This window comes from Stenotrophomonas sp. STEN147 (genome assembly GCF_056757995.1).
This window is the reverse complement of the sequence record NZ_JBRRCG010000004.1, coordinates 165,550-192,473: the sequence shown is the minus strand read 5'-3', so window position 1 is coordinate 192,473 and position 26,924 is coordinate 165,550. Positions and strand designations below refer to the sequence as shown.

26 protein-coding genes are annotated in these 26,924 nt (G+C 67.1%); 18 read left to right on the top strand and 8 right to left on the bottom strand.

Annotation, left to right across the window (positions count from 1 at the left end; all coding sequences use genetic code 11):
* The first annotated feature begins 46 nt into the window (after positions 1 to 46).
* Positions 47 to 502: an REP-associated tyrosine transposase gene (locus ACVOKU_RS07090; RefSeq protein ID WP_481559492.1), complete on the top strand. Its 456-nt coding sequence runs from the start codon at positions 47 to 49 to the stop codon at positions 500 to 502.
* Positions 503 to 591: 89 nt separating this feature from the next.
* Here ACVOKU_RS07090 and ACVOKU_RS07085 read toward each other — a convergent pair whose 3' ends face one another.
* Together ACVOKU_RS07085 and acs are read right to left on the bottom strand one after the other, a co-directional pair.
* Entirely contained in the window at positions 592 to 1,257 is a 666-nt protein-coding gene (locus ACVOKU_RS07085) for a response regulator transcription factor (RefSeq protein WP_005411662.1), read from the bottom strand.
* Between the two features lie 94 nt (positions 1,258 to 1,351).
* The gene (gene acs / locus ACVOKU_RS07080; RefSeq protein ID WP_053517697.1) at positions 1,352 to 3,295 is read right to left on the bottom strand and encodes an acetate--CoA ligase; all 1,944 of its coding nucleotides are present in this window, start codon (positions 3,293 to 3,295) and stop codon (positions 1,352 to 1,354) included.
* Between the two features lie 245 nt (positions 3,296 to 3,540).
* On the opposite strand from acs, the gene ACVOKU_RS07075 reads away from it, so the two are divergent.
* The 4 genes from ACVOKU_RS07075 to xth all read left to right on the top strand — a co-directional run bounded on the left by ACVOKU_RS07075 (position 3,541) and on the right by xth (position 9,240).
* A complete protein-coding gene (locus tag ACVOKU_RS07075; RefSeq protein ID WP_197571679.1) occupies positions 3,541 to 4,962 on the top strand; it encodes a DcaP family trimeric outer membrane transporter in 1,422 nt (473 codons plus the stop codon).
* A gap of 94 nt (positions 4,963 to 5,056) precedes the next feature.
* Positions 5,057 to 6,721 carry an MFS transporter gene (locus ACVOKU_RS07070; RefSeq protein ID WP_053517700.1) on the top strand — a complete coding sequence of 555 codons (1,665 nt, stop codon included), beginning with the start codon at positions 5,057 to 5,059 and terminating at the stop codon, positions 6,719 to 6,721.
* A 260-nt stretch (positions 6,722 to 6,981) separates the two neighbouring features.
* A complete protein-coding gene (locus ACVOKU_RS07065) occupies positions 6,982 to 8,391 on the top strand; it encodes a coniferyl aldehyde dehydrogenase (RefSeq protein WP_481559491.1) in 1,410 nt (469 codons plus the stop codon).
* Positions 8,392 to 8,472: 81 nt separating this feature from the next.
* Positions 8,473 to 9,240, top strand: a complete 768-nt coding sequence (gene xth / locus ACVOKU_RS07060) for an exodeoxyribonuclease III (RefSeq protein WP_065174252.1) — start codon at positions 8,473 to 8,475, stop codon at positions 9,238 to 9,240.
* Positions 9,241 to 9,276: 36 nt separating this feature from the next.
* On the opposite strand, the gene ACVOKU_RS07055 is transcribed toward xth, so the two are convergent.
* Positions 9,277 to 9,528 (bottom strand): GlsB/YeaQ/YmgE family stress response membrane protein, encoded by a 252-nt coding sequence (locus ACVOKU_RS07055; RefSeq protein WP_014648887.1) that lies wholly within the window; start codon positions 9,526 to 9,528, stop codon positions 9,277 to 9,279.
* A gap of 84 nt (positions 9,529 to 9,612) precedes the next feature.
* Between ACVOKU_RS07055 and ACVOKU_RS07050 the strand changes: the two genes are divergently transcribed.
* The 9 genes from ACVOKU_RS07050 to ACVOKU_RS07010 all read left to right on the top strand — a co-directional run bounded on the left by ACVOKU_RS07050 (position 9,613) and on the right by ACVOKU_RS07010 (position 17,712).
* Positions 9,613 to 10,212, top strand: a complete 600-nt coding sequence (locus ACVOKU_RS07050) for a 4'-phosphopantetheinyl transferase family protein (protein ID WP_065174253.1) — start codon at positions 9,613 to 9,615, stop codon at positions 10,210 to 10,212.
* A 39-nt stretch (positions 10,213 to 10,251) separates the two neighbouring features.
* The gene (rsmG, locus tag ACVOKU_RS07045) at positions 10,252 to 10,890 is read left to right on the top strand and encodes a 16S rRNA (guanine(527)-N(7))-methyltransferase RsmG (RefSeq protein ID WP_053517711.1); all 639 of its coding nucleotides are present in this window, start codon (positions 10,252 to 10,254) and stop codon (positions 10,888 to 10,890) included.
* 111 nt (positions 10,891 to 11,001) lie between these two features.
* Positions 11,002 to 11,799 carry a ParA family protein gene (locus ACVOKU_RS07040; protein WP_053517712.1) on the top strand — a complete coding sequence of 266 codons (798 nt, stop codon included), beginning with the start codon at positions 11,002 to 11,004 and terminating at the stop codon, positions 11,797 to 11,799.
* Positions 11,799 to 12,722 (top strand): ParB/RepB/Spo0J family partition protein, encoded by a 924-nt coding sequence (locus tag ACVOKU_RS07035; RefSeq protein WP_481559490.1) that lies wholly within the window; start codon positions 11,799 to 11,801, stop codon positions 12,720 to 12,722. Before ACVOKU_RS07040 ends, ACVOKU_RS07035 begins: the two co-directional genes overlap by 1 nt.
* 102 nt (positions 12,723 to 12,824) lie before the next feature.
* Entirely contained in the window at positions 12,825 to 13,556 is a 732-nt protein-coding gene (locus ACVOKU_RS07030; RefSeq protein WP_481559489.1) for a suppressor of fused domain protein, read from the top strand.
* A 51-nt stretch (positions 13,557 to 13,607) separates the two neighbouring features.
* A complete protein-coding gene (locus tag ACVOKU_RS07025; RefSeq protein ID WP_481559488.1) occupies positions 13,608 to 14,573 on the top strand; it encodes an NAD-dependent epimerase/dehydratase family protein in 966 nt (321 codons plus the stop codon).
* 89 nt (positions 14,574 to 14,662) lie between these two features.
* Entirely contained in the window at positions 14,663 to 15,385 is a 723-nt protein-coding gene (locus tag ACVOKU_RS07020; RefSeq protein WP_481559487.1) for a glycosyltransferase family 2 protein, read from the top strand.
* Entirely contained in the window at positions 15,385 to 15,726 is a 342-nt protein-coding gene (locus tag ACVOKU_RS07015) for a lipid-A-disaccharide synthase N-terminal domain-containing protein (RefSeq protein WP_053517717.1), read from the top strand. Before ACVOKU_RS07020 ends, ACVOKU_RS07015 begins: the two co-directional genes overlap by 1 nt.
* 213 nt (positions 15,727 to 15,939) lie before the next feature.
* The gene (locus tag ACVOKU_RS07010; protein WP_481559486.1) at positions 15,940 to 17,712 is read left to right on the top strand and encodes a DUF885 domain-containing protein; all 1,773 of its coding nucleotides are present in this window, start codon (positions 15,940 to 15,942) and stop codon (positions 17,710 to 17,712) included.
* 123 nt (positions 17,713 to 17,835) lie between these two features.
* Here the strand turns inward: ACVOKU_RS07010 and ACVOKU_RS07005 are convergent, their stop codons facing one another.
* The 5 genes from ACVOKU_RS07005 to ACVOKU_RS06985 all read right to left on the bottom strand — a co-directional run bounded on the left by ACVOKU_RS07005 (position 17,836) and on the right by ACVOKU_RS06985 (position 24,497).
* The gene (locus tag ACVOKU_RS07005) at positions 17,836 to 21,045 is read right to left on the bottom strand and encodes an efflux RND transporter permease subunit (RefSeq protein ID WP_481559485.1); all 3,210 of its coding nucleotides are present in this window, start codon (positions 21,043 to 21,045) and stop codon (positions 17,836 to 17,838) included.
* Between the two features lie 10 nt (positions 21,046 to 21,055).
* Complete coding sequence (locus ACVOKU_RS07000) at positions 21,056 to 22,261, bottom strand: efflux RND transporter periplasmic adaptor subunit (RefSeq protein WP_481559484.1); 1,206 nt, start codon at positions 22,259 to 22,261, stop codon at positions 21,056 to 21,058.
* Complete coding sequence (locus ACVOKU_RS06995) at positions 22,258 to 23,511, bottom strand: TolC family protein (protein ID WP_481559483.1); 1,254 nt, start codon at positions 23,509 to 23,511, stop codon at positions 22,258 to 22,260. Before ACVOKU_RS06995 ends, ACVOKU_RS07000 begins: the two co-directional genes overlap by 4 nt.
* Positions 23,512 to 23,567: 56 nt before the next feature.
* A complete protein-coding gene (locus ACVOKU_RS06990; protein WP_065174260.1) occupies positions 23,568 to 23,903 on the bottom strand; it encodes a hypothetical protein in 336 nt (111 codons plus the stop codon).
* 195 nt (positions 23,904 to 24,098) lie between these two features.
* Positions 24,099 to 24,497: a RidA family protein gene (locus ACVOKU_RS06985; RefSeq protein WP_481559482.1), complete on the bottom strand. Its 399-nt coding sequence runs from the start codon at positions 24,495 to 24,497 to the stop codon at positions 24,099 to 24,101.
* Between the two features lie 107 nt (positions 24,498 to 24,604).
* Between ACVOKU_RS06985 and ACVOKU_RS06980 the strand changes: the two genes are divergently transcribed.
* The 4 genes from ACVOKU_RS06980 to ACVOKU_RS06965 all read left to right on the top strand — a co-directional run bounded on the left by ACVOKU_RS06980 (position 24,605) and on the right by ACVOKU_RS06965 (position 26,881).
* Positions 24,605 to 25,498 carry a LysR family transcriptional regulator gene (locus ACVOKU_RS06980; RefSeq protein ID WP_065181416.1) on the top strand — a complete coding sequence of 298 codons (894 nt, stop codon included), beginning with the start codon at positions 24,605 to 24,607 and terminating at the stop codon, positions 25,496 to 25,498.
* A gap of 241 nt (positions 25,499 to 25,739) precedes the next feature.
* The gene (gene rpmB, locus ACVOKU_RS06975) at positions 25,740 to 25,976 is read left to right on the top strand and encodes a 50S ribosomal protein L28 (protein ID WP_005411638.1); all 237 of its coding nucleotides are present in this window, start codon (positions 25,740 to 25,742) and stop codon (positions 25,974 to 25,976) included.
* 10 nt (positions 25,977 to 25,986) lie between these two features.
* Positions 25,987 to 26,154 carry a 50S ribosomal protein L33 gene (gene rpmG, locus ACVOKU_RS06970; protein ID WP_169411268.1) on the top strand — a complete coding sequence of 56 codons (168 nt, stop codon included), beginning with the start codon at positions 25,987 to 25,989 and terminating at the stop codon, positions 26,152 to 26,154.
* A 478-nt stretch (positions 26,155 to 26,632) separates the two neighbouring features.
* A complete protein-coding gene (locus tag ACVOKU_RS06965; protein WP_481559481.1) occupies positions 26,633 to 26,881 on the top strand; it encodes a hypothetical protein in 249 nt (82 codons plus the stop codon).
* Positions 26,882 to 26,924 lie beyond the last annotated feature (43 nt).

Here is a 26,924-nt window from a genome sequence, read left to right as displayed (position 1 = left end):
TGTTGCACTGATGGAGAGGCTGTCATGCGTGCCATAGCCTCTTCGCATGGCCAGTCCCGCACTTCGTTATGGTCGTTGGTCGCATACCGGCAATGTCTATGCGCTTACCACGGTAACGCACGCGCGTCGTCCCTGGTTCATAGACAAGGCCAACGTTGAGCTGCTGATCGATGCCCTGCGCACGGTAGAGCGGACCGGTCGTACCTTCTCCCTGGGCTGGGTGATCATGCCCGACCACCTGCATTGGTTGATGGAGTTGCGTACCGGCACGCTGGCCGGCTGCATGCAGATCCTGAAGTCCAGGAGTGGAAGATCCATCGCCACGCGCGTTGATGCGAACGTGCCGATCTGGCAGCCGGGGTACTACGACCATGCGTTGCGCAGTGATGAATGCCTGCACACGCAGGCGAGATACATTGCGGCCAATCCCGTGCGTGCAGGGTTGGCGACGCGTATCGCGGAGTACCCCTATGCCTGGAGTCGATGGCCGCTTGATGCATGATTGGCATTGAGGCGAAGAGCAGCCGAGCATGGGCTCGGCTCTACGAGGGCATCACGAGACCCCGTGCTCGGCTCCGCAGCCCGGCACGGTCAGTCTTCTTCCGGCGGCAGCACGATCGCGTCGTCGTCGATGGCCAGCTTGCCGGCCATCAGCACCGCCTGGGTGCGGTTGGTCACGCCCAGCTTGCGCAGGATCGCGGTCACATGTGCCTTGATCGTTGCTTCAGAGACGTTGAGGTCGTAGGCGATCTGCTTGTTCAGGCGGCCGGCGCCCAGCATCTGCAGCACGCGGAACTGCTGCGGCGTCAGCTCGCGCAGGCGCTGGCCGACCTCGCGTTCCTCGCGCTCGGTGGGTGGCACGTTGTGTGCTTCCGGCGGGGCCCACGTCTCGCCGTCGAGGATGGTGCCCAGCGCATGACCGATGGTGTCCGAGTCGGCGGACTTGGGGATGAAGCCCAACGCACCGTGATCGAGTGCACGGCGCATCACCGTGGCCTCCTCCCGCGCGGAGACGACCACCACCGGCAGGTGAGGATGCAGCGAACGCATGTGCACCAGTGCGTTGAAGCCCTGTGCACCCGGCATGTTGAGGTCCATCAGGACCAGGTCGGCATCGTTGTGCTGGTCGGCCAGCGCGTACAGCGCTTCCACGCTGTCGGCCTCGAACAGCTGCACGCCGGGGATGACCCGCTGTACGGCCCCGCGCAGGGCTTCGCGGAACAGCGGGTGGTCATCTGCAATCAGGAGGGTGGTCATGGTCGGGGGGAACCGTGGGGAAACTGTTCGGGGGCCAGGCCCCTGGGGTCAGAGCCCTTTCCCTGCGGAAAGGGGTCCGACCCCGGGTCGTACGTCAGCGTACCTTGCGTTCGTCCACCAGCGACGCCACCACCGACGGATCGGCCAGGGTCGAGGTGTCGCCGAGCTGGTCCGGCGCGTTCTCGGCAATCTTGCGCAGGATGCGGCGCATGATCTTGCCCGAGCGGGTCTTCGGCAGGCCCGGTGCCCACTGCAGGTGGTCCGGGGTGGCGATCGGCCCGATTTCCTTGCGCACCCATGCGATCAGCTCCTTGTGCAGCTCTTCGCTCGGCGCTTCCTCGGCCACCAGGGTGACGTAGGCATAGATGCCCTGGCCCTTCACGTCGTGCGGGAAGCCGACGACGGCGGCTTCTGCCACCTTCGGGTGCGAGACCAGCGCGCTTTCGACCTCGGCGGTGCCGATGCGGTGGCCGGACACGTTGATCACATCGTCCACGCGGCCGGTGATCCAGTAGTAGCCATCCTCATCGCGGCGACAACCGTCGCCGGTGAAGTAGCTGCCCGGATACGTGCGGAAATAGGTGTCGATGAAGCGCTGGTGGTCGCCGTACACCGTGCGCATCTGGCCCGGCCAGGAATCACGGATGATCAGATTGCCTTCGGTCGGGCCGTCCTGGATCTCGCCATCGGCGTTCACCAGCGCCGGCTGTACGCCGAAGAAGGGCAGGGTGGCCGACCCCGGCTTGAGGTCCATCGCGCCGGCCAGCGGCGAAATCAGGATGCCGCCGGTCTCGGTCTGCCACCAGGTATCGACGATCGGGCAGCGGCTGTCGCCGACCACCTCGTAGTACCAGCGCCAGGCCTCGGGATTGATCGGCTCGCCGACGCTGCCGAGCAGGCGCAGCGAGGCGCGCGAGGTCTTCTTCACCGGCTCCTCGCCTTCGCGCATCAGTGCACGGATGGCGGTCGGCGCGGTATAGAAGATCGACACCTTGTGCTTGTCGATGACGTTCCAGAAACGCGAGGTGTCCGGGTAGTTCGGCACGCCCTCGAACATCAGCGAGGTTGCGCCGTTGGCCAGCGGGCCGTACACGATGTAGCTGTGGCCGGTGACCCAGCCGACGTCGGCGGTGCACCAGTAGATGTCGTCCTCGCGCAGGTCGAACACCGCTTCGTGGGTGTATGCCGCGTACAGCAGATAACCGCCGGTGGTGTGAAGCACGCCCTTCGGCTTGCCGGTGGAACCGGACGTGTAGAGGATGAACAGCGGATCCTCGGCGTTCATGCGCTCCGGCTCGCAGGTGGAGGGCTGGCTGTCCACGACGTCATGGAACCAGCGGTCGCGCGGGGCCTGCATGTCCACCGCGCCGCCGGTGTGGCGCACCACCAGCACGGTCTCCACGGTGTTGGTGCCCGGCAGTTTCAGGGCTGCATCGACGTTGGCCTTCAGCGGAACCTTGCGGCCACCGCGCAGGCCCTCGTCGGCGGTGATGATGAGCTTGCTCTGGCAGTCGCTGACACGATCGGCGATCGAGTTCGGCGCGAAGCCACCGAACACCACCGAGTGGATCGCACCGATGCGCGCGCAGGCCAGCATGGCTACGGCAGCATCGACGATCATCGGCAGGTAGATGGTGACCCGGTCACCCTTGCCGACGCCCAGGTTGCGCAGCGCATTGCCGAGCCGGCAGGTGCGCTCGTACAGCTCGCGATAGGTCACGTGCTGAGCCGGTGCGTCCGGGCTGTCCGGCTCGAACAGCAGGGCGGTCTTGTCGCCACGGCTGTCCAGCTGGCGGTCAAGGCAGTTGACGCTGGCGTTGAGCTCGCCGTCCTCGAACCACTTGATGTGGAAGTCCGCCAGGTCGTAGCTGACATTTTTGATCTTCGTCGGCGTGCGCATCCATTGCAGGCGCTCGGCAGCCTTGCCCCAGAAAGCCTCCGGGTCGGTCACAGAAGCCTGGTACTGCTGTTGGTAGGACGTCTTGTCGATGCGTGCCTTGGCGGCGAACTGCGGATCGACGGGGTAGATATCAGCCATGGCACCCTCACTTGCACGTTGACTTTGTATGTGCGGTCGCAGCATCGCAACGACCGATCCCCCTCAGTTTGCCCCATCCACCCCCGGCCGCGTCACCACTGTGCTTAGACCATGGTCGAAAGTGGGCGCCCTGCGGGCCCGGCTTCGACCAATGGCGAATAGCCGGTGCGAGCGTGTGCCCCGCAGTCTCGGCTCGACCGTGCCCCACGCGCGGCATCACCTTGCCACTTGGGAGAGAGGGCAACATGAGCCACCGTACGTTGAAAGCCGTGCGCACACCTTTGGCGGCCTGCCTGCTGGTCGCCCTGGTCGCACCGGGCATGGCGTTCGCAGAGACCGCCAAAGAGAAAGCACTCGAATCACGCATCGCCGAACTGGAGCGCCAGGTCCAGCTGCTGCTGTCTTCGCAGCAACAGCAGCAGACCCAGATCGCCCAGACCCAGCAGGCGGTGACCGAAGTCCGCACCGTGCAGTCCGAGCAGAAGCCGGCGGTGCCGGCCGGCAAGCAGCCGATCCAGGTCACCACCATCACGCCGGGTGCCGCACCGGGTACCACGGTCAAGATCGGTGGCTTCATCAAGGCTGACTTCCTGGCGACCCAGACCAGCGACGGCCAGCTGGCCGACGATGCCACCGGCCGTTCGCTGTACCTGCCGGGCCAGACCCCGGTGGAAGGCGCCGGCGGAAACGGCAGGCGTTCGGGCACCGACTACAACGCCCACGCAAAGTTCTCGCGCTTCAACCTGGGCATCGACAACGTGAGCGAGTCCGGCAACAAGGCCGGCGCGTTCTTCGAGATGGACTTCTTCGGCAACTCGCTCGGCAACCAGACCGCCACCAACACCTACGGTGTCACCCTGCGCCATGCCTACATGTACTGGAACAACTGGCTCGCCGGCCAGACCTGGTCCAACTTCATGGACGCGGCCGCATTGCCGGAAGCGGTCGACTTCGTCGGCCCGACCGACGGTGTGATCTTCGTACGCCAGGCACAGGTGCGTTACACCAGCGGCGGCTTCAGCGTTGCCCTGGAAAACCCGGAAACCACCACGCTTACCGGTACCCGCAATCCGGTCACCGGCGCCTGGACCAACGCCAGCGCCAACTCCGATCGCGGCAGCCTGCCGGATCTGACGATGCGTTACGGCTGGAAGGGCGACTGGGGCACCTTCGGCGTCGGCGGCATCGTCCGCCAGCTGAAGGTCGACAACCAGACCACCGGCGCCAAGGCCGACAAGGTTGCCGGCGGCCTGACCCTGGGCGGCAAGTGGGTGATGGGCGACAGCGATTCGCTGCATTACCAGTTCACCGGAGGCGAGGGCATCGCGCGTTACATCGGCCTGGGCATCACCGCCGACTCGGCCTATGACATCGCCCGCGACGAGCTCAATCCGACCGGCGTTCTGGCCGGCTACGTGGGCTGGCGCCATGCGTTCTCGCCGAAGCTGCGCACCAACCTGATCTATGCGCGCAGCGACTACGACAACGACAGCGTGCTGGGCCCGCTGGTCACCAAGAGCGTGCAGAGCATCCGCGGCAACATCTTCTACTCACCGCTGCCCAAGGTCGATGTCGGCGCCGAGCTGATGTATGGCCGCCGCGAGATCGAGAACGGCAACAAGGGTGACATCACCCGGTTGCAGTTCACCACGAAGTACAGCTTCTGACGGCGCGCCGACCCAGGTCGGCCGCTACCGATACTGAGTGCCGACCCACCGTCGGCACCTACCAACAACGATTGCTTCGGAGGGGAAGCGTCTCATGTCCAGCACACCCAGCACCGCGCACAATCCCGCGGGCACCCTTACCAAGGGCCACAAGAAAGTCATCTTCGCTTCGAGCCTGGGTACGGTCTTCGAGTGGTATGACTTCTTCCTGTACGGCTCGCTCGCCGCCATCATCGCCAAGCAGTTCTTCAGCGGTGTCAATGAAACCACGGGCATGATCTTCGCCCTGCTGGCGTTCGCCGCCGGCTTCTTCGTGCGTCCGTTCGGCGCGGCCTTCTTCGGCAGCCTCGGCGACCGCATCGGCCGCAAGTACACCTTCCTGGTCACCATCCTGATCATGGGCATCTCGACCTTCCTGGTCGGTGTGCTGCCCAACTACGCGTCGATCGGCTTTGCCGCGCCGGTGATCCTGATCATCCTGCGCCTGGCCCAGGGCCTGGCGATGGGCGGCGAGTACGGCGGCGCGGCGACCTACGTGGCCGAGCACGCCCCGGATGACAAGCGTGGCCTGTACACCAGCTTCATCCAGTGCACCGCCACGCTGGGCCTGTTCATGTCGCTGCTGATCATCCTGGCCTGCCGCTACTTCCTGGGCAACGAAGCATTCGAAGCCTGGGGCTGGCGTATTCCGTTCCTGGTGTCCATCGTGCTGCTGGGCATCTCGGTGTGGATCCGCCTGCAGCTGAGTGAGTCGCCGCTGTTCCAGCAGATGAAGTCGGAAGGCAAGGGCTCCAAGACGCCGTTCCGTGACAGCCTGAAGGGCGGCAACCTGAAGCTGATGCTGCTGGTCCTGCTGGGCGCAGCGGCCGGCCAGGCCGTGGTCTGGTACGGCGGCCAGTTCTATGCGCTGTTCTTCCTCAGCAGCATGCTGAAGGTCGATGCCACCACCTCCTACCTGCTGATCGCGGCCGCACTGGCGTTGGGTGTGCCGTTCTTCATCTTCTTCGGCTGGCTGTCCGACCGTATCGGCCGCAAGAAGATCATCCTCGCCGGCTGTCTGCTGGCCGCCGTGACCTACATCCCGATCTTCAAGGGCCTGACCCACTTCGCCAACCCGGCCATCGAAGAGGCCCGCAGCAGCTCGCCGGCCCTGGTCGTGGCCGATCCGTCCACCTGCTCGTTCCAGTTCGATCCGGTCGGCCTGCGCAAGTTCACCAGCTCCTGTGACGTGGCCACCGCCGCGTTGACCAAGGCGGGCGTGCCGTACGACGTGCAGCCGGCAGCCGCGGGTTCGCTGGCGATCGTCAACGTCGGCAGCGCCAGCGTCACCTCGTATGAAGCGGCAGGACTGAGCAAGGACGAAGGCAAGGCCAAGGCCGACGCATTCGGTGCCGAACTGAAGACCGCCCTGACCACCGCCGGCTATCCGGCCAAGGCGGACAGCGCGCGCATCAACATTGCGGGCACGATCTTCATGCTGTGGCTGCTGGTGCTGTACGTGACCATGGTCTACGGCCCGATCGCCGCCTACCTGGTCGAGCTGTTCCCGACCCGCATCCGCTACACCTCGATGTCGCTGCCGTATCACATCGGCAACGGCTGGTTCGGTGGCTTCCTGCCGGCGATCTCCTTCGCGCTGGTGGCTGGTACCGGCAACCTGTACTACGGCCTGTGGTATCCGATCGCGATCGCGCTGATGTCGGTGGTGATCGGTGGCCTGTTCCTGCGTGAAACCAAGGACGTCGATATCACCAAGTAGGAATGATGTTCATCGGATGAAGGAGAGGCCGTGGTGCAGACCACGGCCTTTTCGTTGCCCTGTAGCGCCGAGCCATGCTCGGCGACCGCGCTGCGCGCGGCACAAAACTCCGCAGACGCGAAAAGACAGCGTTCAATGTCGCAATCGTGGTTGAAAAGCATCCGAAGCCACCCGCCATCTCGCGCCCAGCGTCAGATCCCTTTCGCGCGCGAAAGGGATCTGACCCCGTCGGACAGTGCCGCACCCCGTATAGTCGGCCCATGACCACCACCACTCCGGCCGACCTTCCCGTCCTTCTGCATACCCTGCGCAGCGCCTGGCAGTCGCAGCGCCCGTCGCTGGACCAGCGCGAGAATGACCTGCATCGCCTCCGCGAAGCGCTGAAGTCACGTCTGGACGAAATGGCCACGGCCATCGCCGAGGACTTCGGCCACCGCGCCCACGTCGAATCGAAACTGGCCGATGGTATGAGCGTGCTGTCGGCCATCGATCATCTGCGCCGCCACCTGCGGCGCTGGTCGAAACCGCAGCGGGTGGGTGCGGGCTGGCGACTGTGGCCGGCGCACGCGCAGCTGCGGCCGACACCGCTGGGCGTGGTCGGGGTGATCTCGCCGTGGAACTACCCGGTTACGCTGGCCCTGGTGCCGCTGGCCACCGCCATCGCTGCCGGCAACCACGTGCTGCTGAAGCCTTCGGAACACACGCCGCGCACCAGCGCGTTCCTGGCCGATCTGCTGGCCAGTGTGTTCCCACCCGATCGGGTGGCGGTGGTACTGGGCGGGGCCGACGTAGCCGCAGCGGTCTCCTCGTTGCCACTGGACCATCTGCTGTTCACCGGCTCGACGGCCGTTGGCCGCAAGGTGATGGCCGCCGCCGCCGAACATCTGGTACCGGTCACGCTGGAACTGGGCGGCAAGTCGCCGGCCATCGTCTGCCGTGATTTCCCGCTGGACAAAGCCGCCGCGCGGCTGGCCACCGGCAAGTGGTTCAACGCCGGCCAGACCTGCATTGCGCCGGACTATGTGCTGATCGACACCGCGCGCCAGCGCGAGTTCGTGCAGGCGCTGCAGCAGCAGGTGCGCGAACGCTACGGCGATTTCAGCGATGCCGGCGACTACACGCGCATCATCAACGAAGGCCAGTACCAGCGCCTGCAGGGCTATCTGGCACAGGCGCGGCAACGCGGGGTGCCGGTGATTCCGCTGGCGCACGTGGATGAGGCTCGCGCCGGCCGCGAGCGCCTGCTGGTACCGACCGTGGTACTGGACCCGCCGGACGACCTGGACCTGATGCGCGAGGAGATCTTCGGGCCGATCCTGCCGGTGCGCGCCTACCCGGATCTGGATGCGGCGCTGGTCGACGTTCTCTCCCGCGACCGGCCGCTGGCGCTGTATCCCTTCAGCCACGACCGCGCCACCGTGGAGCGCATTCTCGCCAACGTGGTGGCCGGGGGAGTGACGGTCAACGACACGCTGCTGCACTTCGCCGCCGATGGCCTGCCGTTCGGCGGGGTGGGCGCCAGCGGCATGGGCGCGTACCACGGCCGCGCCGGGTTCGATGCGATGAGCAAGCGGTTGCCGGTGCTGTGGCAGTCGCGCTGGGCGGCCAGCGACAGGCTGCGGCCGCCGTATTCCAAGATTGCGGGGTTGTTGAGGTTGCTGCTGCGGTGAAGCCACGCATGGCGTGGCTCTACTGGTAGGTGCCAACCAAGGTTGGCGCCTACCAAAGCAGGCCCGGGTAGAATGCCCCCCATGAAGATCGCCTCGTGGAACGTCAATTCGCTCAACGTCCGCCTGCCGCACCTGGAGCAGTGGCTCAAGGAGTTCGGCCCGGACATCGTCGGTATCCAGGAAACCAAGCTGGAGGACCACAAGTTCCCGGATGCGGCGCTGATCGGCGCCGGCTACCGCAGCGTATTCGCCGGCCAGAAGACCTACAACGGCGTGGCCCTGCTGTCACGCGAGCCGGCGCAGGACGTGCAGATCGGCATTCCGGGTTTCGAGGACGAGCAGAAGCGCGTCATCGCAGGCACCTTTGGCGACCTGCGGGTGATCAACCTGTATGTGGTCAACGGCCAGGACGTCGGCACCGACAAGTATGCGTACAAGCTGCGCTGGCTGGAGGCCGTGCACGCCTGGATCGGCGAGGAACTGCAGCGGCACCCGAAGCTGGTGGTACTGGGTGACTTCAACATCGCCCCGGACGCCCGCGACGTGCATGATCCGGAGGTGTGGAACGAGAACCACATCCTCACCTCCACCGCCGAGCGCGGCGCGCTGAACAAGCTGCTGCAGCTGGGCCTGCACGACGGTTTCCGGCTGCACAACGAGGAAGCCGGCACGTTCAGCTGGTGGGATTACCGCGCGGCGGGCTTCCGCCGCAATCTGGGCCTGCGCATCGACCTCACCCTGGTCTCCGATGCGCTCAAGGGCGGCGCCGTGGCGTCCGGCATCGACCGCGAGCCACGTACCTGGGAGCGCCCCAGCGACCACGCGCCGGCCTGGGTGCAGTTGGGGTGAGGTAGCGCCGGGCCGTGCCCGGCGCTGCCCGTTGGATCAACGTATGCTCTTGCGGGTGAACAGGTTGACGATCGCCAGCAGGATCACCGCACCGATCAGCGAGAACAGGAAGGTGCGGAGGGTGATCGCTTCGTTGATGCCGCCGCCGAACAGCCAGCCGGAAATCAGCGCGCCGACGATGCCGACCACGATGTTGAGAATGATGCCCTGCTGCGCATCGCGCTTCATGATGATGCTTGCCAGCCAGCCCACGATGCCGCCGACGATCAGCCAGATGATGATGCCCATGATCGAACCTCCGGTGGAAAACCGTGACCAGTTGACGCGCATGGCTGTGAACCCGTCGTGCAATCGCGTGACGGTTGCGTGCGGATGAGCTTGCCAGCCACCCTGGACGGCCCCTGGCGCTTCGGGCCGGTGACGGTCTGGCGGCGGCCACATGTGCCGGGCCAGCGCGGTGAGCCGCAGGCCCGGCAGGTGCTGGCACAGGCGCTGGATCTCGCGCCGGAGGCACTGCCGCTGGTCCGCGACGACAAGGGCCGACCCGAGCTGACCGGTGCGCTGGCCGACCACGGCACGGGCTGGAGTCACAGTGGCGACGTGCTGCTGGTGGCGCTGGGTGAAGGTGTACGGCTCGGCGTGGACCTGGAACTGCTGCGCCCGCGCCCACGCCTGCTGGAGATCGTGCAGCGCTTCTTCCATCCGGAAGAGGTGGCCTGGCTGCAGGGTCTGGACGCCGCGGAACGCGAACACTGGTTCTTCCGTGTCTGGTGCGCCAAGGAGGCGCTGCTGAAGGCACACGGGCAGGGCATTTCGTTCGGCCTGCATCGCCTGCAGCTGGCGCCAGGTGTCGACGGCGCCCTGCACCTGCGCTGGTGCGACCCTGCGCTGGGTGATGCCCGGCAGTGGCATCTGCACGAATGGCAGGCCAGCGGCCAGTTCCGCGCCGCATTGGCCTGGTATCCGCAATGAAGCGGCGAATCAGCCCGGGAAACGGGCGATAATGGCGGCATGAGCGAACACGAACTCCCCGCCGGCGTGACCGCCACGCTGGAGCAGGGCCTGGCCGGCATGGGCCTGGACGCCGCACTGGCGCCGCCGCTGCTGCGCTACCTGGGCCTGCTGCACCGCTGGAACGGCACCTACAACCTCACCGCCATCCGCGACCCGCAGGAGATGGTCACCCGTCACCTGCTCGATTCGCTGGCCATGCAGCCGTTCGTGGCCGATGGCCGCCTGGCTGACCTCGGTACCGGTCCTGGCCTGCCCGGCATCCCGCTGGCGATCGCCTGCCCGGGCCTGCAGGTCACCCTGGTCGAGAGCAACGGCAAGAAGGCCCGCTTCATGCGCGAAGCCGTGCGCCAGCTCGGCCTGGGCAATGCCCGCGTGGCCGAGTCGCGCGCCGAAGCGCTGGACGAGGCCGGCCACTACGACCAGTTGACCGCCCGCGCGATGGACACGCTGGCCGGCATCATCCGCGTCGGTGGCCACCTGCTGCGTCCTGGCGGCGTGCTGCTGGCGATGAAGGGCGTCTACCCGCATGAAGAGATCGCTGCACTGCCGGCAGGCTGGCAGGTGCGCGACGTGGCCCCGTTGAGCGTGCCCGGCCTGGCGGGCGAGCGCCACCTGGTCACCGTTACAGGCCCCTGATCCCGCCGCCAACCCTTTGCGCGACAAGGGGTTGGCGATCCACGATTTCCGCCCGGGCCCGGTTGTACGCATAATGACCGGTCCCAGCATCCGTCGACGAGGCACACCCGCATGGCCCGCATCATCGCCATCGCCAACCAGAAGGGTGGCGTCGGCAAGACCACGACCGCCGTCAACCTGGCCGCTTCCCTGGCCAACGCACCCAAGCGCGTGCTGTTGGTCGACCTGGATTCGCAGGGCAACGCGACCATGGGCAGTGGTGTGGACAAGCGTGAGCTGGCGGCGTCCACCTGCGACCTGCTGCTGGGCGAGAACACCGCCGCCGACGTGCGCGTGCAGACCGCGGAAGGCTACGACCTGCTGCCCGGCAACATCGACCTGACCGCTGCGGAGATCCAGCTGATGGCGCAGGGCGAGCGCGAGCAGCGCCTGAAGCGCGCGCTGGCGCCGATCCGCGACGAGTACGACTACATCCTGATCGACTGCCCGCCGGCGCTGTCGCTGCTGACGCTCAACGCGCTGGCCGCCGCCGATTCGGTGATCGTGCCGATGCAGTGCGAGTATTACGCGCTGGAAGGCCTGAGTGCGCTGGTGGAAACCATCGAGGCGCTGCGCGCCAGCCTGAACCCGGCGCTGGAGATCGAGGGCGTGCTGCGTACCATGTTCGATGTGCGCAACAACCTGGCCAACGCCGTATCGGCCGAACTGACCGAACACTTCGGCGACCGCGTGTTCCGCACCATCGTGCCGCGCAATGTGCGCCTGGCTGAAGCGCCCAGCCACGGCCAGAGCATCGTCGGCTACGACCGCGCCTCGCGCGGCGGCGTGGCTTACCTGGGCCTGGCCGGCGAGATCATCCGTCGCAACAACGAACGCAACAAGGCCACCAAGGCCGTGGAGACCGTCTGATGACCAGCAGCAAGCCGGCAGCCAAGAAGCGAGGCCTCGGCCGTGGCCTGGATGCGCTGCTCGGTCCGAAGGGAGCGGTCAGCCAGGTGCAGGCCACCACCGCGGTGATCGAACCGTTGCCGGGTGAGGTGCTGCGCAAGCTGCCGGTCGGCCAGCTGCAGCCGGGCAAGTACCAGCCGCGTCGCGAAATGGACGAGGGCAAGCTGTCCGAACTGGCGGACTCGATCCGGTCGCAGGGCGTGATCCAGCCGATCCTGGTGCGTCAGCTGCCGGCGGGCAACTTCGAGATCGTCGCCGGCGAACGCCGCTGGCGCGCCTCGCAGCTGGCCGGTCTGGACGAAGTGCCGGTGGTGGTGCGCGAACTGGAAGACCGCACCGTCATCGCGATGGCGCTGATCGAGAACATCCAGCGCGAAGACCTCAACCCGCTGGAAGAAGCCGAGGCGCTGCAGCGCCTGATCAGCGAGTTCACCCTGACCCATGCCGAGGCGGCCGAGGCCGTCGGCCGCTCGCGCGCGGCGGTGTCCAACCTGCTGCGCCTGCTGGAACTGCCGGTGGCCATCCGCCTGCTGCTGGAAACCCGCCGCCTGGAAATGGGCCACGCCCGCGCGCTGCTGACCCTGGCCCCGGAACTGGCCGGCAAGCTGGCGCAGGAAGCGGCCGATGAAGGCTGGTCGGTGCGTGAAGTGGAGCGCCGCGCACAGGCCTTCGCCGCCGGCAAGGTGCCGAGCAACCGCCCGGCGGCCGCGCCGAAGGTGCAGCAGGCCGACATCGCCTCGCTGGAAACCGAACTGTCCGAGTCGCTGGGGACTCGTGTCGCAATCAGCCATGGCCGAGGCGGCAAGGGCAAGCTGATCATCCATTACACGGATCTGGACACTCTTGACGGCGTGCTGGAACGCCTACGCGCACAAAGGGGATGAGTCCTTGCTGCCCTGCATCATTGCGGGTCACGGCCTGAAGCGGAAATTGCATCTGTATGCTGGAGTGCTGAGACTAGCAATTGATTTCCGCAGAAGACAGTCATGAGCATTGAAATGGATGACATTAGCCCGGGCGGTAGTCCGATCCTCGTGCACAGCCGGGAGAAGGACTTCACCCCGGCCCAGGGTGAATCGCACATCGAAGTCATCAGTGCACACATCGAGCGCCATCTGGGGCCGATTTCATGTGTGTTCCACGAGATTATCTCCGACGTGGTGCACATCGACGTGCACGTGGTGCCGGCCAATGAACACTGCCCGTACCTGCGCCTGGTCACTTCCGGCATGAGCGACCTGCCGATGACCGTGCCCGCCGAGGTCGGTGCGGACGTGCCGCGCTACATGGAACTGATGGTGACCCTGCCGGCCGACTGGCCGATCTCCCAGGACGCTTTCGAGGACGAACGCAACTACTGGCCGGTGCGCCTGCTGAAGGGCATGGCGCGGCTGCCGCACGAGTACGACACCTGGCTGGGCTTCGGCCACACCATTCCCAACGGCCATCCCAGCGAGCCCTATGCGCCGGGCGTGGGCTTCGACGGCGCCATCGTGCTGCCGCCGGTGACTGCCCCGGATGACTTCGCCACGCTGGAACTGGACGACGGCAGGACCATCAGCTTCATGACCCTGGTTCCGCTGTATCCGGAAGAGATGGACCTGAAGCTGAAGAAGGGCACCGAGGCGCTGCTCGACCGCTTCGATGCGAAGAAGATCCAGGACGTGATCGAACCCGGCCGCACCAACGTGGCCAGGAAGCGTTTCGGGCTGTTCTGAGCCTGCGGCGTATCCTCTGCACCTGTCCTCATTGAAATCCAGGCAACTGCAATGACCCTCCTGCTCACCGGCGCTGCCGGCTTCATCGGTGCCTACACCGCCCGCGCGCTGCTGGAGGCGGGCCAGCCGGTGGTGGGCCTGGACAACTTCAACGACTACTACGACCCGCAGATCAAGCGGGACCGCGTGGCCGCGCTGTGCCCCGCGCTGGATCTGCGCACGCTTGACCTGACCGACCGTGAAGGCCTGGCCGCGCTGTTCGACGAACTGCAGCCGAGCGCGGTGATCCATCTGGCCGCGCAGGCCGGGGTGCGCTATTCGCTGGAAAACCCGCACGCCTACGTCGACAGCAACCTGGTCGGCTTCGTCAACATGCTCGAGCTGTGCCGCCACGGTGGCGTGCAGCACCTGGTGTACGCCTCCAGCAGCTCGGTCTACGGCGATTCGGCCACGCCGCCGTTCTCCGAGGACCAGCGCGTGGACCAGCCGCGCTCGCTGTACGCGGCGACCAAGGCCGCCAACGAGCTGATGGCCCATACCTATGCGCAGCTGTACGGCCTGCATGCCACCGGCCTGCGCTTCTTCACCGTCTACGGCCCGTGGGGCCGGCCGGACATGGCGCCGCTGCTGTTTTCGCGCGCGGTGCTGGCCGGGCGCCCGATCGAGGTGTTCAACCAGGGGCGCATGCAGCGCGATTTCACACATGTCTCCGACATCGTCTCGGGTATCCTCGGCGCGCTCGCGCACCCGGCCGATGGTCCGGTACCGCATCGGGTATTCAACCTCGGCAACCATACGCCGGTCGAGCTGGAGCGCTTCATCAGCGTCATCGAGCAGGCCGCCGGCCGCCCTGCGCAGAAGGTCTACAAGCCGATGCAGCCGGGCGACATGGTCCGCACGATGGCCGACACCCGCCGCGCACATGACGCATTCGGCTTCGATGCGGTGACCCCGATCGAGCAGGGGCTGCCGCCCGTCGTCCAGTGGTGCCGCGAGTATTTCGGCGATCGCGCCTGAGGAGCAATCCTCACACAGCCGGATTCATCTTCGGATAACCTCGGCTTCGGAGAATGCGCGGTCTTTGTCCCCTCTTGGCCGAGTGACCCATGAGCCAACCCGAGCTTTCCGTTGTCGTCCCTGTATTCAACGAGCGCGACAATGTCGCGCCCCTGATCGCCGAAATCGTCGCGGCACTGCGGGGCCGGTTGCCGTTCGAGATCGTCTATGTCGACGATCACTCCCGCGATGACAGCCTGGCGGTGCTGCAGGGCCTGAAAGCCACGACGCCGGAGCTGCGGGTGCTGCACCACGTCGAGCAGAGCGGGCAGAGCACGGCGGTGCGCACCGGTGTCAAGCACGCCCGTGCGCCGTGGATCGCCACCCTGGATGGTGATGGCCAGAACGATCCGGCCGACATCCCCAAGCTGCTGGCGGCCCGTGATGCTGGCGGCGGGCAGGTGAAGCTGTTTGCCGGCTGGCGCGTCAACCGCCAGGACAGCGGCAGCAAGCGCTGGGCCAGTCGCTGGGCCAACCGCATCCGGGCGCGCATGCTGCGCGACGATACGCCCGACACCGGCTGCGGCATCAAGCTGTTCGAGCGCGAAGCCTTCCTCGACCTGCCGTATTTCGACCACATGCACCGCTATCTGCCGGCGCTGATGCAGCGTGCCGGTTGGAAGACCACCAGCGTGCCGGTCAACCATCGTCACCGTACCGCTGGCGTCTCCAAGTACAACAACCTCGGCCGTGCGCTGGTCGGCATCCGCGACCTGCGGGGCGTTGCCTGGCTGATCACCCGCAGCAGGCGTACCGCGGTGGAAGAACGATGATGGCGCTGCACTGGCTCGACCAGCCGCTGACCTGGTTGTTCTGGACCGGCCTGCATGTGACGGGCTGGAAGCTGATCGGCTATACCGGCGCACTGATGTTCGGCGGCCGCTGGCTGGTCCAGTTCATCGCCTCCCGGCGTGCCGGCAAGCCGGTCATCCCGCGCCTGTTCTGGTACATGAGCGTGATCGGCAGCCTGATGACGCTGAGCTACTTCCTGTTCTCGGCCAAGCAGGATTCGGTGGGCGTGCTGCAGAACCTGTTCCCGGCGTTCACCGCGCTGTACAGCCTGCACCTGGACATCCGCCATCGCGGCTGGAAGCGGGACAAAGCCAGCCATTGAGGCAGCGCCGGAGAGATGTCCGTTCTCCGCGCTACCGATCCAGCCATTGAGGCGGTACCCGGGCGGGATCGAACGCCGGTAGCGCCGGGCCATGCCCGGCGAAGGTGTCCGTTCTCCGCTACCGGTCCTGCAGCGCAGGCAGGACTTTTGAACCATGCCCCGGCTGTCCGGCGGTGCCATGATCGGCGTCTGCCTTCCCGGGAACCCGTGCTCGTGAAAACCCGTCTTGCCGTTGCCCTGCTCATCGCCCTGTCCGCTCCGGCTGCCGTCGTGGCGGCTCCGCCCGCGCTCGCGGCGTCCGCCCCTGCGGCCACCGAATCGGCGGCCGATGCCGCCTTCCGCGCGCTGTACGAAAAGGAATGGAAGTGGCGCCAGGCCGGGGGCGGTGAAGCCAGCGAGGATGGCGACGCGCCGGCCAACGCCACGCGGCTGCCCGATGTGGGCGTGGCCGCGCAGCAGGCGCGCCTGAAGGTCTGGGACCAGACCCTGGCCGAGCTGAAGAAGATCGACCCGAAGACACTCAGCGCCGACAACCAGGTGAACTACGCGATCTACCGCGACCAGGTGTTCAACCTCGCCGAGGAGGTGCGTCTGCGGGCCTACGAGATGCCGTTCAACTCCGATTCCTCGTTCTGGTCCAATCTCTCGTTCATGGCCCGGCGCGAGATGAAGACCGCGCAGGACTTCCGTAACTACATCGCACGCCTGGACGATGTGCCGCGCTATTTCGGCCAGCAGACCGACAACATGCGCGCCGGACTCAAGCGGGGTTTCAGCGTGCCCCGCGCGGTGCTTGACGGGCGCGAGGTCTCCATTGCCACCGTCGCCGAGCTGAAGGACCCCACCGAGTCGCCGCTGTACGCGCCGTTCAAGAAGCTGCCGGCCAGCATTCCGGCGGCCGAGCAGGCGCAGCTGCAGGCGCAGGCCCGTGCGGCGATCAGCGGCAAGGTGGTGCCGGCCTTCCAGCAGCTGCGTACCTTCTTCGTCAATGAGTACGTCCCGCAGGCGCGTACCACCCTGGCGGCCGAAGCGATGCCGGAGGGCAAGGCGTTCTACAGGCAGCAGATCCACGAATACACCACGCTGGACCTGTCGCCGGATGAGATCCATCGCATCGGCCTGGGCGAAGTCGCGCGCATCCAGAAGGAGATGAACGACATCATCCAGCAGGTCGGCTTCAAGGGCAGTTTCGGCGAATTCCTGACCTTCCTGCGCACCGATCCGCAGTTCTACGCCAAGACCCCGAACGAGCTGCTGTATCGGGCGGCGTGGATCTCCAAGCGCATCGATGGTGTCATCGGCAAGTACATGACGCTGCCGCGCGCGCGCTTCACCATCGTGCCGGTGCCGCCGGACATCGCGCCGTTCTGGACCGCAGGCCGCGGTGGCATGGGCACCTATTGGCTCAACACCTACAACCTGCCGGCGCGGCCGCTGTACAACCTGCCAGCGCTGACCCTGCACGAGTCCGATCCCGGTCATGCCCTGCAGGGCGCGCTCGCCGCCGAGCAGGGCGAGCAGCCCGAGTTCCGCCGCAACGCCTACATCTCCGCCTACGGCGAAGGCTGGGGCCTGTACAGCGAGAAGCTGGGCGTGGAGATGGGCATCTATGAAACCCCCTACGAGGATTTCGGTCGCCTCACCTACGAGATGTGGCGCGCGGCACGCCTGGTGATCGATACCGGAGTGCACAGCAAGGGCTGGACCCGGGAACAGGCCATCGCCTACCTGCGTGACCATACCGCGCTGAGTGAGCACGAAGTGACCACCGAAGTGGATCGCTACATCTCCTGGCCGGGCCAGGCGTTGAGCTACAAGCTCGGCGAGATCGCCATCGTGCGCCTGCGCGCGCAGGCCGAGAAGGAGCTGGGCGACAAGTTCGACGTCAAGGGTTTCCATGACGCGGTGCTCAAGCAGGGGTCGGTGCCGCTGCCGGTACTGGAACAGCAGATCCAGGCCTATATCGCGCAGCGCAAGCAGGCCTGATCCGAAATGCCGCCGGGCATGGCCCGGCGCTACCGGAATGCGCGGTGGTAGCGCCGGGCCACGCCCGGCGAGCGCGAAGCGCGGCAGACGGGGCCGGATCGCAGGATCCTGCCCCGTCGTCTTTCAGCGCACCGGCCGCGGTCTGGCCACGCGCGCAGCGAAGGTCGGCAGCACCAGCAGGGTCAGCGCGGTCGCCGTGATCAGGCCACCGATCACCACCGTCGCCAGCGGTTTCTGCACCTCCGCACCGGAGCCGCTGGCGATCGCCATCGGAATGAAGCCGACGATCGCCACCAGTGCCGTGGTCAGCACCGCGCGGATCCGGCTGGCGGCACCGTTGATTGCCGCCTGCAGGGGCAGGTCACCGGCATCGAGCCGCTCGCGGATGGCCTGCATCAACACCAGGCCGTTCAGCGTGGCCACGCCGGACACGGCGATGAAGCCGACCGCAGCCGATACCGAGAAGGGCATGCCACGCAGCAGCAGGGCGAGAATGCCGCCGACCAGCGCCAGCGGCACGCAGCTGAACACCAGCACGGCTTCCTTGCCACTGCGCAGGGCCATGAACAGCAGGCTGCCGATCAGCAGGAACACGACCGGCACCACCGTTGCCAGGCGCTTTTCCGCGCGCTGCAGGTTCTCGAACTGGCCACCCCAGGTGAGATAGGCGCCCGGCGGCAGCGCCACGTCGGCCACCGCTGCCTGCGCTTCGCCGACGAAGCCGCCCAGGTCGCGGCCGCGCACATTGGCCTGCACCACCACCCGGCGGCTGCCATTGTTGCGGCTGATCTGGTTCGGTCCCTCGCTGACCGTGATGCGGGCCACCGAGGACAGCGGGATGACCAGTCCGGCCGGTGTGGCAATCGGCAGCGATGACAGCTGGTCCGGATCGTTGCGCGCGGCATCGTCCAGCCGCACCACCACGTCGAAGCGTCGGTCGCCCTCGAAGATCTTGCCGGCCGCCGTGCCACCGATGCCGGTGGCCAGTGCATCGCTTACGTCCGCAGCGGTCAGCCCGTACTGCGCGGCGGCGACATGGTCGATCTTCACGTTCAGGGTCGGCAGGCCGGAAATCTGCTCCACCCGCACGTCAGCCGCACCGTCCACCGCACGCAGCTTCAACGCGACCTGGTCGGCCACCTTCTGCAGCTGGCTGAAGTCATCGCCGAAGATCATCACCGCCAGGTCGGTGCGCACGCCGGAGATCAGCTCGTTGAAGCGCAGCTCGATCGGCTGGCTGAACTCGAAGCTGTTGCCCAGCTGCTGCCCGGCCAGCGCCTCGAAGCGCGCCACCAGCGCCTCCTTGTCCAGCGTCGGATCGGGCCACTCCTTGCGCGGCTTCAGCACGATCACGCTGTCGGAGATGTTGGTTGGCATCGGGTCGATCGCGGCTTCAGCGGTACCGGTGCGCGAAAACACGGTTTCCACTTCCGGCTGCCCGGTAATCGCCTTTTCCAGCGCCAGCTGCATCGCCAGCGACTGCTCCAGCGAGGTCGACGGTACGCGCAACGCCTGCATCGCCACATTGCCCTCATCCAGCGTCGGCATGAATTCGCGGCCCAGCAGCGAGAACGAACCGATGCCCACCACCACCATCATCACCGCGCCGGCCAGCACCGAGCGCGGGTGGTCCACCGCCTTGCGGATCACCGGTTCGATGCGTGCGCGCAGCACGCGGATCAGGCGTGTTTCGTGTTCGCCGTCATCGGCGTGCGCCCCGCTTTCCTTCAGCTTCGGCTCGCGCACCAGCAGCGCAGCCATGGCCGGCACGAAGGTGAAGGAGAACAGGAAGGCACCCACCAGGGCCAGCATGAACGTGGCGGCCATCGGATGAAACGTTTTTCCTTCCACGCCTTCCAGGGTCAGGATCGGCGCAAACACCAGCAGGATGATCAACTGGCCGAACGCCGCTGGACGCGCCATCTTCCGCGCCGACTCCGCCGCCACGCGCAGACGTTCCATCGCGGTCAGCGCACGGCCCAGTTCGGCGCGGCGCTGGCCCAGCATCAGCAGCGTCGACTCGATCACGATCACCGCACCGTCCACCAGGATGCCGAAATCCAGCGCACCCAGGCTCATCAGATTGCCGCTGATGCCGAAGCGGTTCATGCCGATCACGGCGAACAGGAACGACAGCGGAATCACCAGCGCGGTGATGGTTGCCGCGCGCAGGTTGCCCAGCAGCAGGAACAGCACCACCACCACCAGCAGCGCACCTTCGGTGAGGTTCTTTGCCACGGTTCTGATGGTGGAGTTCACCAGCACGCTGCGGTCCAGCACCGGCACGGCCACGATGTCGGCCGGCAACGACCTGTTGACCTGCTCCAGGCGCGCCGCTGCCGCCTGCGCGACGGTGCGGCTGTTGCCACCGGCGATCATCAGGGCGGTACCGAGCACGGCCTCGTGACCATTGCGGCTGGCCGCGCCCAGGCGCGGTGCACGGCTGAGATCGACATCGGCCACGTCGGCCACGCGCACCACCACGCCGTTGCGGGTCGCAACGGGGGCCTGCGCCAGATCATCGGTGGTCAGTGCCAGGCCGTCCGCACGTACCACCAGGCCTTCGCCGGCACGCTGCACGAAACCGGCACCCGCCTGCACGTTGGCGCGCTGCAGTGCCGTGACCAGGTCGGCCAGGCCCAGGCCATGCGCAGCCAGCCTGGCAGTATCCGGGTGCACGCCGTACTCCTTCACGTACCCGCCGACCGTATCGACGCCGGCCAATCCCGGGCTGGAGCGCATCTGCGGCGCGATGATCCAGTCCTGCACCGTACGCAGGTAGGTGGCGCGTTCTTCCGGCGTGCGCAGCAGGCTGCCCTCCGGCGTCCGGTAGACCTCGCCGGCCTGCCAGCCCGCATCTCCCGGTCTGGCCAGCCGGGTGGGATCGAACGGGGTGAAGTCCACCGTCCACATCAGCACCTCGCCCAGGCCGGTGGTGACCGGCGACAGCAGCGGCGACGCGCCATCGGGCAGATCTTCCGCCGCTTCACGCATGCGCTCGGCCACCTGCTGGCGGGCGAAGTAGATGTCGGTCGCGTCGGTGAAGATCGCGGTGACCTGGGAGAAGCCGTTGCGCGACAGCGAACGGGTGGTGGTCAGGCCGGGAATGCCGGCCAGCGCGGTTTCCAGCGGGTAGGTCACCTGCCGCTCGATCTGTTCCGGCGTCAGCGCAGGTGCCACCGTGTTGATCTGTACCTGGCGGTTGGTGATGTCCGGCACGGCGTCGATCGGCAGCTTGCCCAGCTGGAACAGGCCCCAGGCCGCGATCAGCGCCGCCAGGAACACCACCAGCCAGCGGAAGCGCACCGCTGATTCAATGATGAGCTTGAACATGGTCGCCTCCTCAGTGGCCGTGCTCGGCTTCGCCCTTGGCCAGTTCGGCCTTGAGCAGGAAGGCATTGGTGCCGACGATGCGCTCGTTGCCGCTCAGTCCACCGAGGATCTCGATGCGATCACCGGCACGACGGCCGGCCAGCACCGGCTGTGCCTTGAAACCGCCTTCCACGGCGACGAACACGGCGCTGCTGCCGTCGACGTTCTGCACGGCATCGGCTGGCACGCTCAGTGCACCGTCCCGGCCTTCGGTGACCACCCTGGCCGAGACCGGCGAACCGGCCGGCGGCAAGGCCGCCTCCACCGGCGTCGCGCGGATGACCGCCACGCCGCCCTGCTGGCGCACGTCAGCCGCAGAACCGGTGACCGTGGCGGTGAAGCTGCCGCCCGGCACCGTGACCTCCAGTGTCATGCCCGGGGTGACCTGCGCGGCCAGCGCAGGCGGTGCGGTGAACACCAGTTCGTTCATCGCCGGATCGGCGACATCGGCCACCGCGCTGCCTGCGGCGACCACGCCACCTGGAGTGACCTGGACGCTGCCGACGATGCCGCTCACCGGGCTGGTGATGCGCACGCGGCCACTGGCATCGGGCGCACCGTTGGCCGCGGCCTGCGCCTGTGCGGCAGTCGCCTGCGCCTGTGCGGCCAGCGAACGGGCGCGCGATGCTTCCAGCTCCTGGCGGGCGACCACGCCCTGTTCGACCAGCGCCTTGTCGCGGCCGTAGGCCAGGCGTGCCGCCTCGGCTTCGGCTGATGCGGCCAGAGCGTTGGCGCGGAACACGGCGGCTTCGCCGCTGACCACGATCGCCAGGGCCTGGTTCTGCTTCACCGCTGTGCCTGGTGCCACCAGCACGCGTTCGACGCGACCGCTCACGGTGGACGCCACCGAGGCACGTGCGCCCACCGACGGTTCGACACGGCCCGACAGGCGGGTGGAGCCGCCACCACCGCGTCCGACAGCCACCACTTCGATACCGGACGCCTCGATCTGTTCCGGCGTCAGCTGCACCACGCCTTCGTCGGCGTCGGCCGGTGCCTTGGTCGCCTCGGCCTTGGCGTCCGGGCTGTCGGCTGCGTGGCCGTGGCCGTCATCGCTGCCGGCTTTGGCTGCAGTGGCATCGGCTGTTTCCGGTGTCTGCGCGTTGCCGGCGCAGCCGGCGAGGAGAACGGCCAGCACGACGCCGCCAAGCAGGGGAAAGGAACGGGACAGTGTCATGGGGCCTCCATAAAGGGTGCGCGCCCCTCGAGGCGGGCAAGATCGATTTCCGCGGCGACGCGCGACAGGCGTGCATCCACCGCGGTGCCGCGGGCGGCAATGAGCGCGCTGCGCGTGCTGCGCAGTTCCAGCTGCGAGATGCGTCCGGCATCGAAGCCGACGCGGGCCAGCCGATAGGCTTCCTCGGCCGCCACCACGCTTTCATCGGCGGCGCGGGTGCGGCTGCTGGCGGCCTTCAGCCCGGCAATGGCCGACAGCCGTCCGGCCTCGCTGTCGCGGCGTTGCTGGTCCAGGCGGGCTTCGGCCGCGCGCTGGTCGGCACTGGCGGCACGGATGCCGCCCCGGTTGCGGTCGAACAACGGCACGGTCAGGCTGACGCCGAGCGTGTAAGCGCGTTCGCCGCCTTCGCGGAAGCGGGTCTGTCCGGCGGTCAGGCTCAGGTCAGGCAGCGCCCGCTTGCGCTCGACGTCCACCAGCCGGCCGGCCGCATCGGCTTCGGCTTCGGCGATACGCACCGCGAGTGCGGCATCGGTGGCGCCGCGTGGCAGCGGAGGTGCGCGGTCGAGCAGGCTGCTGTCGATCGACTGCACCGGCGAGTCCAGCAGCGCGGCGCCGGCCAGGCGCGCCAGCGCGGCGTCGCGGAAGGCCTGCGCCTCGTCCAGCGCGGCGCTGGCATTGGCCACCTCGCTCTGCGCCTGCACTGCACGCAGTTGCGGTTCCCGCCCTTGCCTGACCATGGCATTGACGGCGTTGGCATCGTCGCGGGTCAGGGCCAGCGCTTCTTCGGCCAGGGCATAACGGCGCAATGCGCTCTCTGCCTGTGCGTAGGCCGCGGCCAGCTGGCCGGCAACATCACTGCGGCTTTGCGCGCCACGCAGATTGGCGGCCTGGGCCTCGGCACGGGCGGCACGTACGCGCGCGCCGCGCTGGCCCCAGACCTCCAGCGGCTGGGACAGGCTGAGCACACTGTCGGCCTTGCCCATGCCGCTGTAGGAGCCGGTGCCCCACGCGTTCTCGGCCGACCAGGAAAGGGAAGGATTGGGCAGCGCACGGGCCTGGTCGGCACGGGCGTCGGCAGCCTCGGCCAGCGCCGAGCCCACACGGGCGCCGGGCAGCTGGTCCAGTCGTTCAAGCAGGGTGTCGTAGGAAGGAGCAGCTTGCGCCATCACCGATGCCGCCGGGGCCAGGCCCAGCAACACGGCGACGACCAGCCCGGCCGCACGCGGCGACCGTGGTGTCAGGATCGACATAGGGGGATTCCGGTTGTGAGTGAAACGGGAGCCCGCAGCAGCGGGACGCGCTCAGCTCACGCCCGGGGGGGACGCGTCAGTTCATCCTGGGCGACGGCGTAGGCCGTCGCATCGCCGGCCGTCATCCAGCGCGCCGGCAGCGGCGCATCGAAGGCGGCGAAGGTGTTCGCCGGCAGGCTGGAGGTGGAATGGTGGCAGTGGTTATGCGTGCAGGCACCGGTGTGCTTGCTGTCACTGTCGCCTGCGGTGTCATCGGCCGCCGGCTCCACATGCGCCACGCTGGCATGCGGTTCCACCGCGCACGCCAGCGCGTCGGCCACCGGCACGACCACGAATGCCGCCATCAGCAGCATCAGCAGGTACGAGCGTAGGTGGCGGGCGATCCGGCGCATGGAGGGGAGGCTAGCAAGCGGTTTTCGCCGGATACAATATCAATGGCCACTTCGGGAATTCGTCGGAATCTCCCGTTCAGCTGGGCCGCGCACGTGCTCTGATGAGTGCCGACCTCCTGCCCTGGTCGGTGCACCCATCTCCTGCCCAAGTGGGTGCCGACCTCCTGCCTTGGTGGGTGCCGACCTTGGTCGGCACTACCGGTCTGCAGGCAGTTTCGCGATCACCTTGATCTCGAACTGGAAGCCGTACAGCCAGGTCACGCCGATACCGGTCAGGGTGGGGTGGGGCGCCTCTCCCCAGTACTCGGGCACGATCGCCCAGGCCTTCTCGAAGTTCTTCTCCGGATCGACCAGGAACACGGTCACGTCGATCACGTCATCGAACGTACAGCCTGCGGCGGCCAGCACGGCATTGAGATTGTCGAAGGCGCGGCGGACCTGCGCATCGAAGTCCGGTTCGGGCGAGCCATCCTCGCGGCTGCCGACCTGCCCGGAGACGAACAGAAAGCCATTGGACCGGATCGCCGGAGAGTAGCGGTTGCGGTCATACAGGGCCTGGCGGCCAACGGGGAAAACGACATCGCGGTGTGACATGGGAAGGGCCTGATGGAAAGAACCGCCATCCTGCCCGCGATTGTTGTCTGGATATACGGCGATGATCGGACTAGATTGATCGCATAACCCAAACAATCGGATCGCCGATGGACCGCTTCGAGGCCATGCGCGCCTTTGCCCGTGTGGTGGAGACCGGCAGCTTCACCCGTGCCGCGACGACCCTGCAGATCAGTCGCACCACGGTGACCCAGCTGGTGCAGCAGCTGGAAGCGCACCTGCGTCTGCGCCTGCTCAACCGCACCACGCGGCGGGTCAGCGTCACCGCCGATGGTGCGGCCTACTACCCCCGCATTGCCCGCCTGCTGGCCGAGCTGGAAGAGGTCGAGGGTGGCCTGGGCGATGCCGCCGTGCAGCCGCGCGGCCGCCTGCGCATCGACGTGCCCGGGCCCTATGCGCGGCTGCGGCTGGTGCCGGCACTGCCGGACTTCCAGGCGCGCTACCCCGAGATCCAGCTGGACATCGGCGTCAGCGACCGCGAGGTCGACGTCATCGCCGACAACGTCGACTGCGTGATCCGTGGCGGCACCCCGGCCGACCCGGCCCTGGTGGCACGGCCGCTGGGCGAGCTGCCGATCGGCTTCCACGCCAGCCCGGACTACGTGCAGCGCTTTGGTCTGCCGGAGCATCCGCGCGCGCTGGAGGGACCGCAGCACCACATGGTTGGGCTGCTCAGCCCACGCAGCGGGCGGGCGCGGGTCTTCGCCGCGCGGCGCGGCGATGAGACCGTCCAGGTGCAGGGCCGCCATTCGGTCGGCTTCGATGACGGCAATGCCTACCTCGCCGCCGGCCTGGCCGGGCTGGGCGTGGTCGCCCTGCCCAGCTACATGGCCGAGCCGCACGTGGCACGCGGTGAACTGCTGCCGCTGCTGCAGGCCTGGCAGCTGCCGTCGATGCCGATGCACATCATGTTTGCGCCGAACCGGCACATGAGCCAGCGCCTGCGGGTATTCATCGACTGGGTGGTGGAAGCGCTGGGGTGATGGACCCGCAGGGCCGAGCCCACGCCGGCCGCTCCTGTGGGTAACTTGCGCAAGGCCTTGATTGCATGCATAATGCGCGGCTCGCTGTGTCCGGTTTCGTGCCGGGCGGCGCCCCCGGGAGCACGTCCCCGGCCGCCCAACGCCAGCGTAACCCTTTGATTCTCTTGACGTGTGGTGGGCAACCACCGAGGCCGCCGTCTCCCGGGCTACGGGCTGACAACAACTACTATCGAGGTGCGCAATGTCCCGCGTATGCCAGGTTTCCGGCAAGCGAGTGCAGACGGGTAACAACGTCTCGCACGCCAACAACAAGACCCGTCGTCGTTTCCTGCCGAATCTGCACGAGCGCCGTTTCTGGGTGGCCAGCGAGAACCGCTGGGTCAAGCTTCGTGTTTCCGCGCATGCACTGCGCACCATCGACAAGAACGGCATCGATTCCGTTCTGGCTGAGCTGCGTGCGCGCGGCGAAAAGGTCTGAGGAGTAAAGCATCATGGCAGGCAAGCGCGATAAGGTCCGTATGATTTCCTCGGCCGGTACCGGCCACTTCTACACCACGGACAAGAACAAGAAGAACACCCCGGGGAAGATGGAATTCCTGAAGTACGATCCGGTCGTGCGCAAGCACGTCCTGTACAAGGAAGGCAAGATCAAGTAATCCGCAAGGATTGCTGGTCCCCGCGAAGAAACCCGCCCTTGTGGCGGGTTTTTTCATGCCTGTCGTCTGGTCTGGTGGGTGCCGGCCCTTGGTCCGGCCCTGCCGTACTCCCTGCGCAGGCTGTCGCCTATGGCGCAGTGCGCGGAATCATGGGCCGAATGCGATAAGTGATTCTTCCTACCGGTTCCGGCACTTCGCGCGATCCAAATCAATTGGAATCACTGGCTTCGCTGTGTCCATGATGGCGAGCCGCTGCAGATGCAGCGGCCGGGCTTGCAATCCCGAGGAATCGAGTAACGGTAAATTCGCCAGCCGCTGCCTCTGCTTTTGCAGCGGCTGGCGACCCGCTCTGCCTTCTGGCGGGCGGTGCGTGGGGGCCGTGTGCCCGCCGGTTTGTTCCCGTTGCTTGTTCCCCGGTATTGCAACCACGCATCGTCCGCCACCTTCACCGGTGGCCAGATCCGTTGAAGGAGGCTGCATGAACACCCCATCACACCGGCAGGACCTGGGACTGGGCTGGCTGCGCCTGCAGCGCATGCTGGAAGGCATCGAGGGCATGGCGCTGCTGCTGTGCGACCACCACCTGGCACTGGCCAACGGCGCACCGCCGACGCTGCCGGAGGCGCAGCTGGAGCGGGCGGCGCAGGCCATTGCCTGCATGGCGCTCAACGGCCGCCGCCACGCCGAATCGGTGCGCCAGCTGTGCGAGGTGCCGGTGCGGCATTGAGGGCCGCCCTCCCTTGTAGAGCCGAGCCCGTGCCCGGCTGCGC

Coding starts and splice junctions, on each gene's coding strand:
- ACVOKU_RS07090 (WP_481559492.1), top strand. CDS start 47: ATGGCCAGTCCCGCACTTCGTTATGGTCGTTGGTCGCATACCGGCAAT.
- ACVOKU_RS07085 (WP_005411662.1), bottom strand. CDS start 1,257: ATGACCACCCTCCTGATTGCAGATGACCACCCGCTGTTCCGCGAAGCC.
- acs (WP_053517697.1), bottom strand. CDS start 3,295: ATGGCTGATATCTACCCCGTCGATCCGCAGTTCGCCGCCAAGGCACGC.
- ACVOKU_RS07075 (WP_197571679.1), top strand. CDS start 3,541: ATGAGCCACCGTACGTTGAAAGCCGTGCGCACACCTTTGGCGGCCTGC.
- ACVOKU_RS07070 (WP_053517700.1), top strand. CDS start 5,057: ATGTCCAGCACACCCAGCACCGCGCACAATCCCGCGGGCACCCTTACC.
- ACVOKU_RS07065 (WP_481559491.1), top strand. CDS start 6,982: ATGACCACCACCACTCCGGCCGACCTTCCCGTCCTTCTGCATACCCTG.
- xth (WP_065174252.1), top strand. CDS start 8,473: ATGAAGATCGCCTCGTGGAACGTCAATTCGCTCAACGTCCGCCTGCCG.
- ACVOKU_RS07055 (WP_014648887.1), bottom strand. CDS start 9,528: ATGGGCATCATCATCTGGCTGATCGTCGGCGGCATCGTGGGCTGGCTG.
- ACVOKU_RS07050 (WP_065174253.1), top strand. CDS start 9,613: ATGAGCTTGCCAGCCACCCTGGACGGCCCCTGGCGCTTCGGGCCGGTG.
- rsmG (WP_053517711.1), top strand. CDS start 10,252: ATGAGCGAACACGAACTCCCCGCCGGCGTGACCGCCACGCTGGAGCAG.
- ACVOKU_RS07040 (WP_053517712.1), top strand. CDS start 11,002: ATGGCCCGCATCATCGCCATCGCCAACCAGAAGGGTGGCGTCGGCAAG.
- ACVOKU_RS07035 (WP_481559490.1), top strand. CDS start 11,799: ATGACCAGCAGCAAGCCGGCAGCCAAGAAGCGAGGCCTCGGCCGTGGC.
- ACVOKU_RS07030 (WP_481559489.1), top strand. CDS start 12,825: ATGAGCATTGAAATGGATGACATTAGCCCGGGCGGTAGTCCGATCCTC.
- ACVOKU_RS07025 (WP_481559488.1), top strand. CDS start 13,608: ATGACCCTCCTGCTCACCGGCGCTGCCGGCTTCATCGGTGCCTACACC.
- ACVOKU_RS07020 (WP_481559487.1), top strand. CDS start 14,663: ATGAGCCAACCCGAGCTTTCCGTTGTCGTCCCTGTATTCAACGAGCGC.
- ACVOKU_RS07015 (WP_053517717.1), top strand. CDS start 15,385: ATGGCGCTGCACTGGCTCGACCAGCCGCTGACCTGGTTGTTCTGGACC.
- ACVOKU_RS07005 (WP_481559485.1), bottom strand. CDS start 21,045: ATGTTCAAGCTCATCATTGAATCAGCGGTGCGCTTCCGCTGGCTGGTG.
- ACVOKU_RS07000 (WP_481559484.1), bottom strand. CDS start 22,261: ATGACACTGTCCCGTTCCTTTCCCCTGCTTGGCGGCGTCGTGCTGGCC.
- ACVOKU_RS06995 (WP_481559483.1), bottom strand. CDS start 23,511: ATGTCGATCCTGACACCACGGTCGCCGCGTGCGGCCGGGCTGGTCGTC.
- ACVOKU_RS06990 (WP_065174260.1), bottom strand. CDS start 23,903: ATGCGCCGGATCGCCCGCCACCTACGCTCGTACCTGCTGATGCTGCTG.
- ACVOKU_RS06985 (WP_481559482.1), bottom strand. CDS start 24,497: ATGTCACACCGCGATGTCGTTTTCCCCGTTGGCCGCCAGGCCCTGTAT.
- ACVOKU_RS06980 (WP_065181416.1), top strand. CDS start 24,605: ATGGACCGCTTCGAGGCCATGCGCGCCTTTGCCCGTGTGGTGGAGACC.
- rpmB (WP_005411638.1), top strand. CDS start 25,740: ATGTCCCGCGTATGCCAGGTTTCCGGCAAGCGAGTGCAGACGGGTAAC.
- ACVOKU_RS06965 (WP_481559481.1), top strand. CDS start 26,633: ATGAACACCCCATCACACCGGCAGGACCTGGGACTGGGCTGGCTGCGC.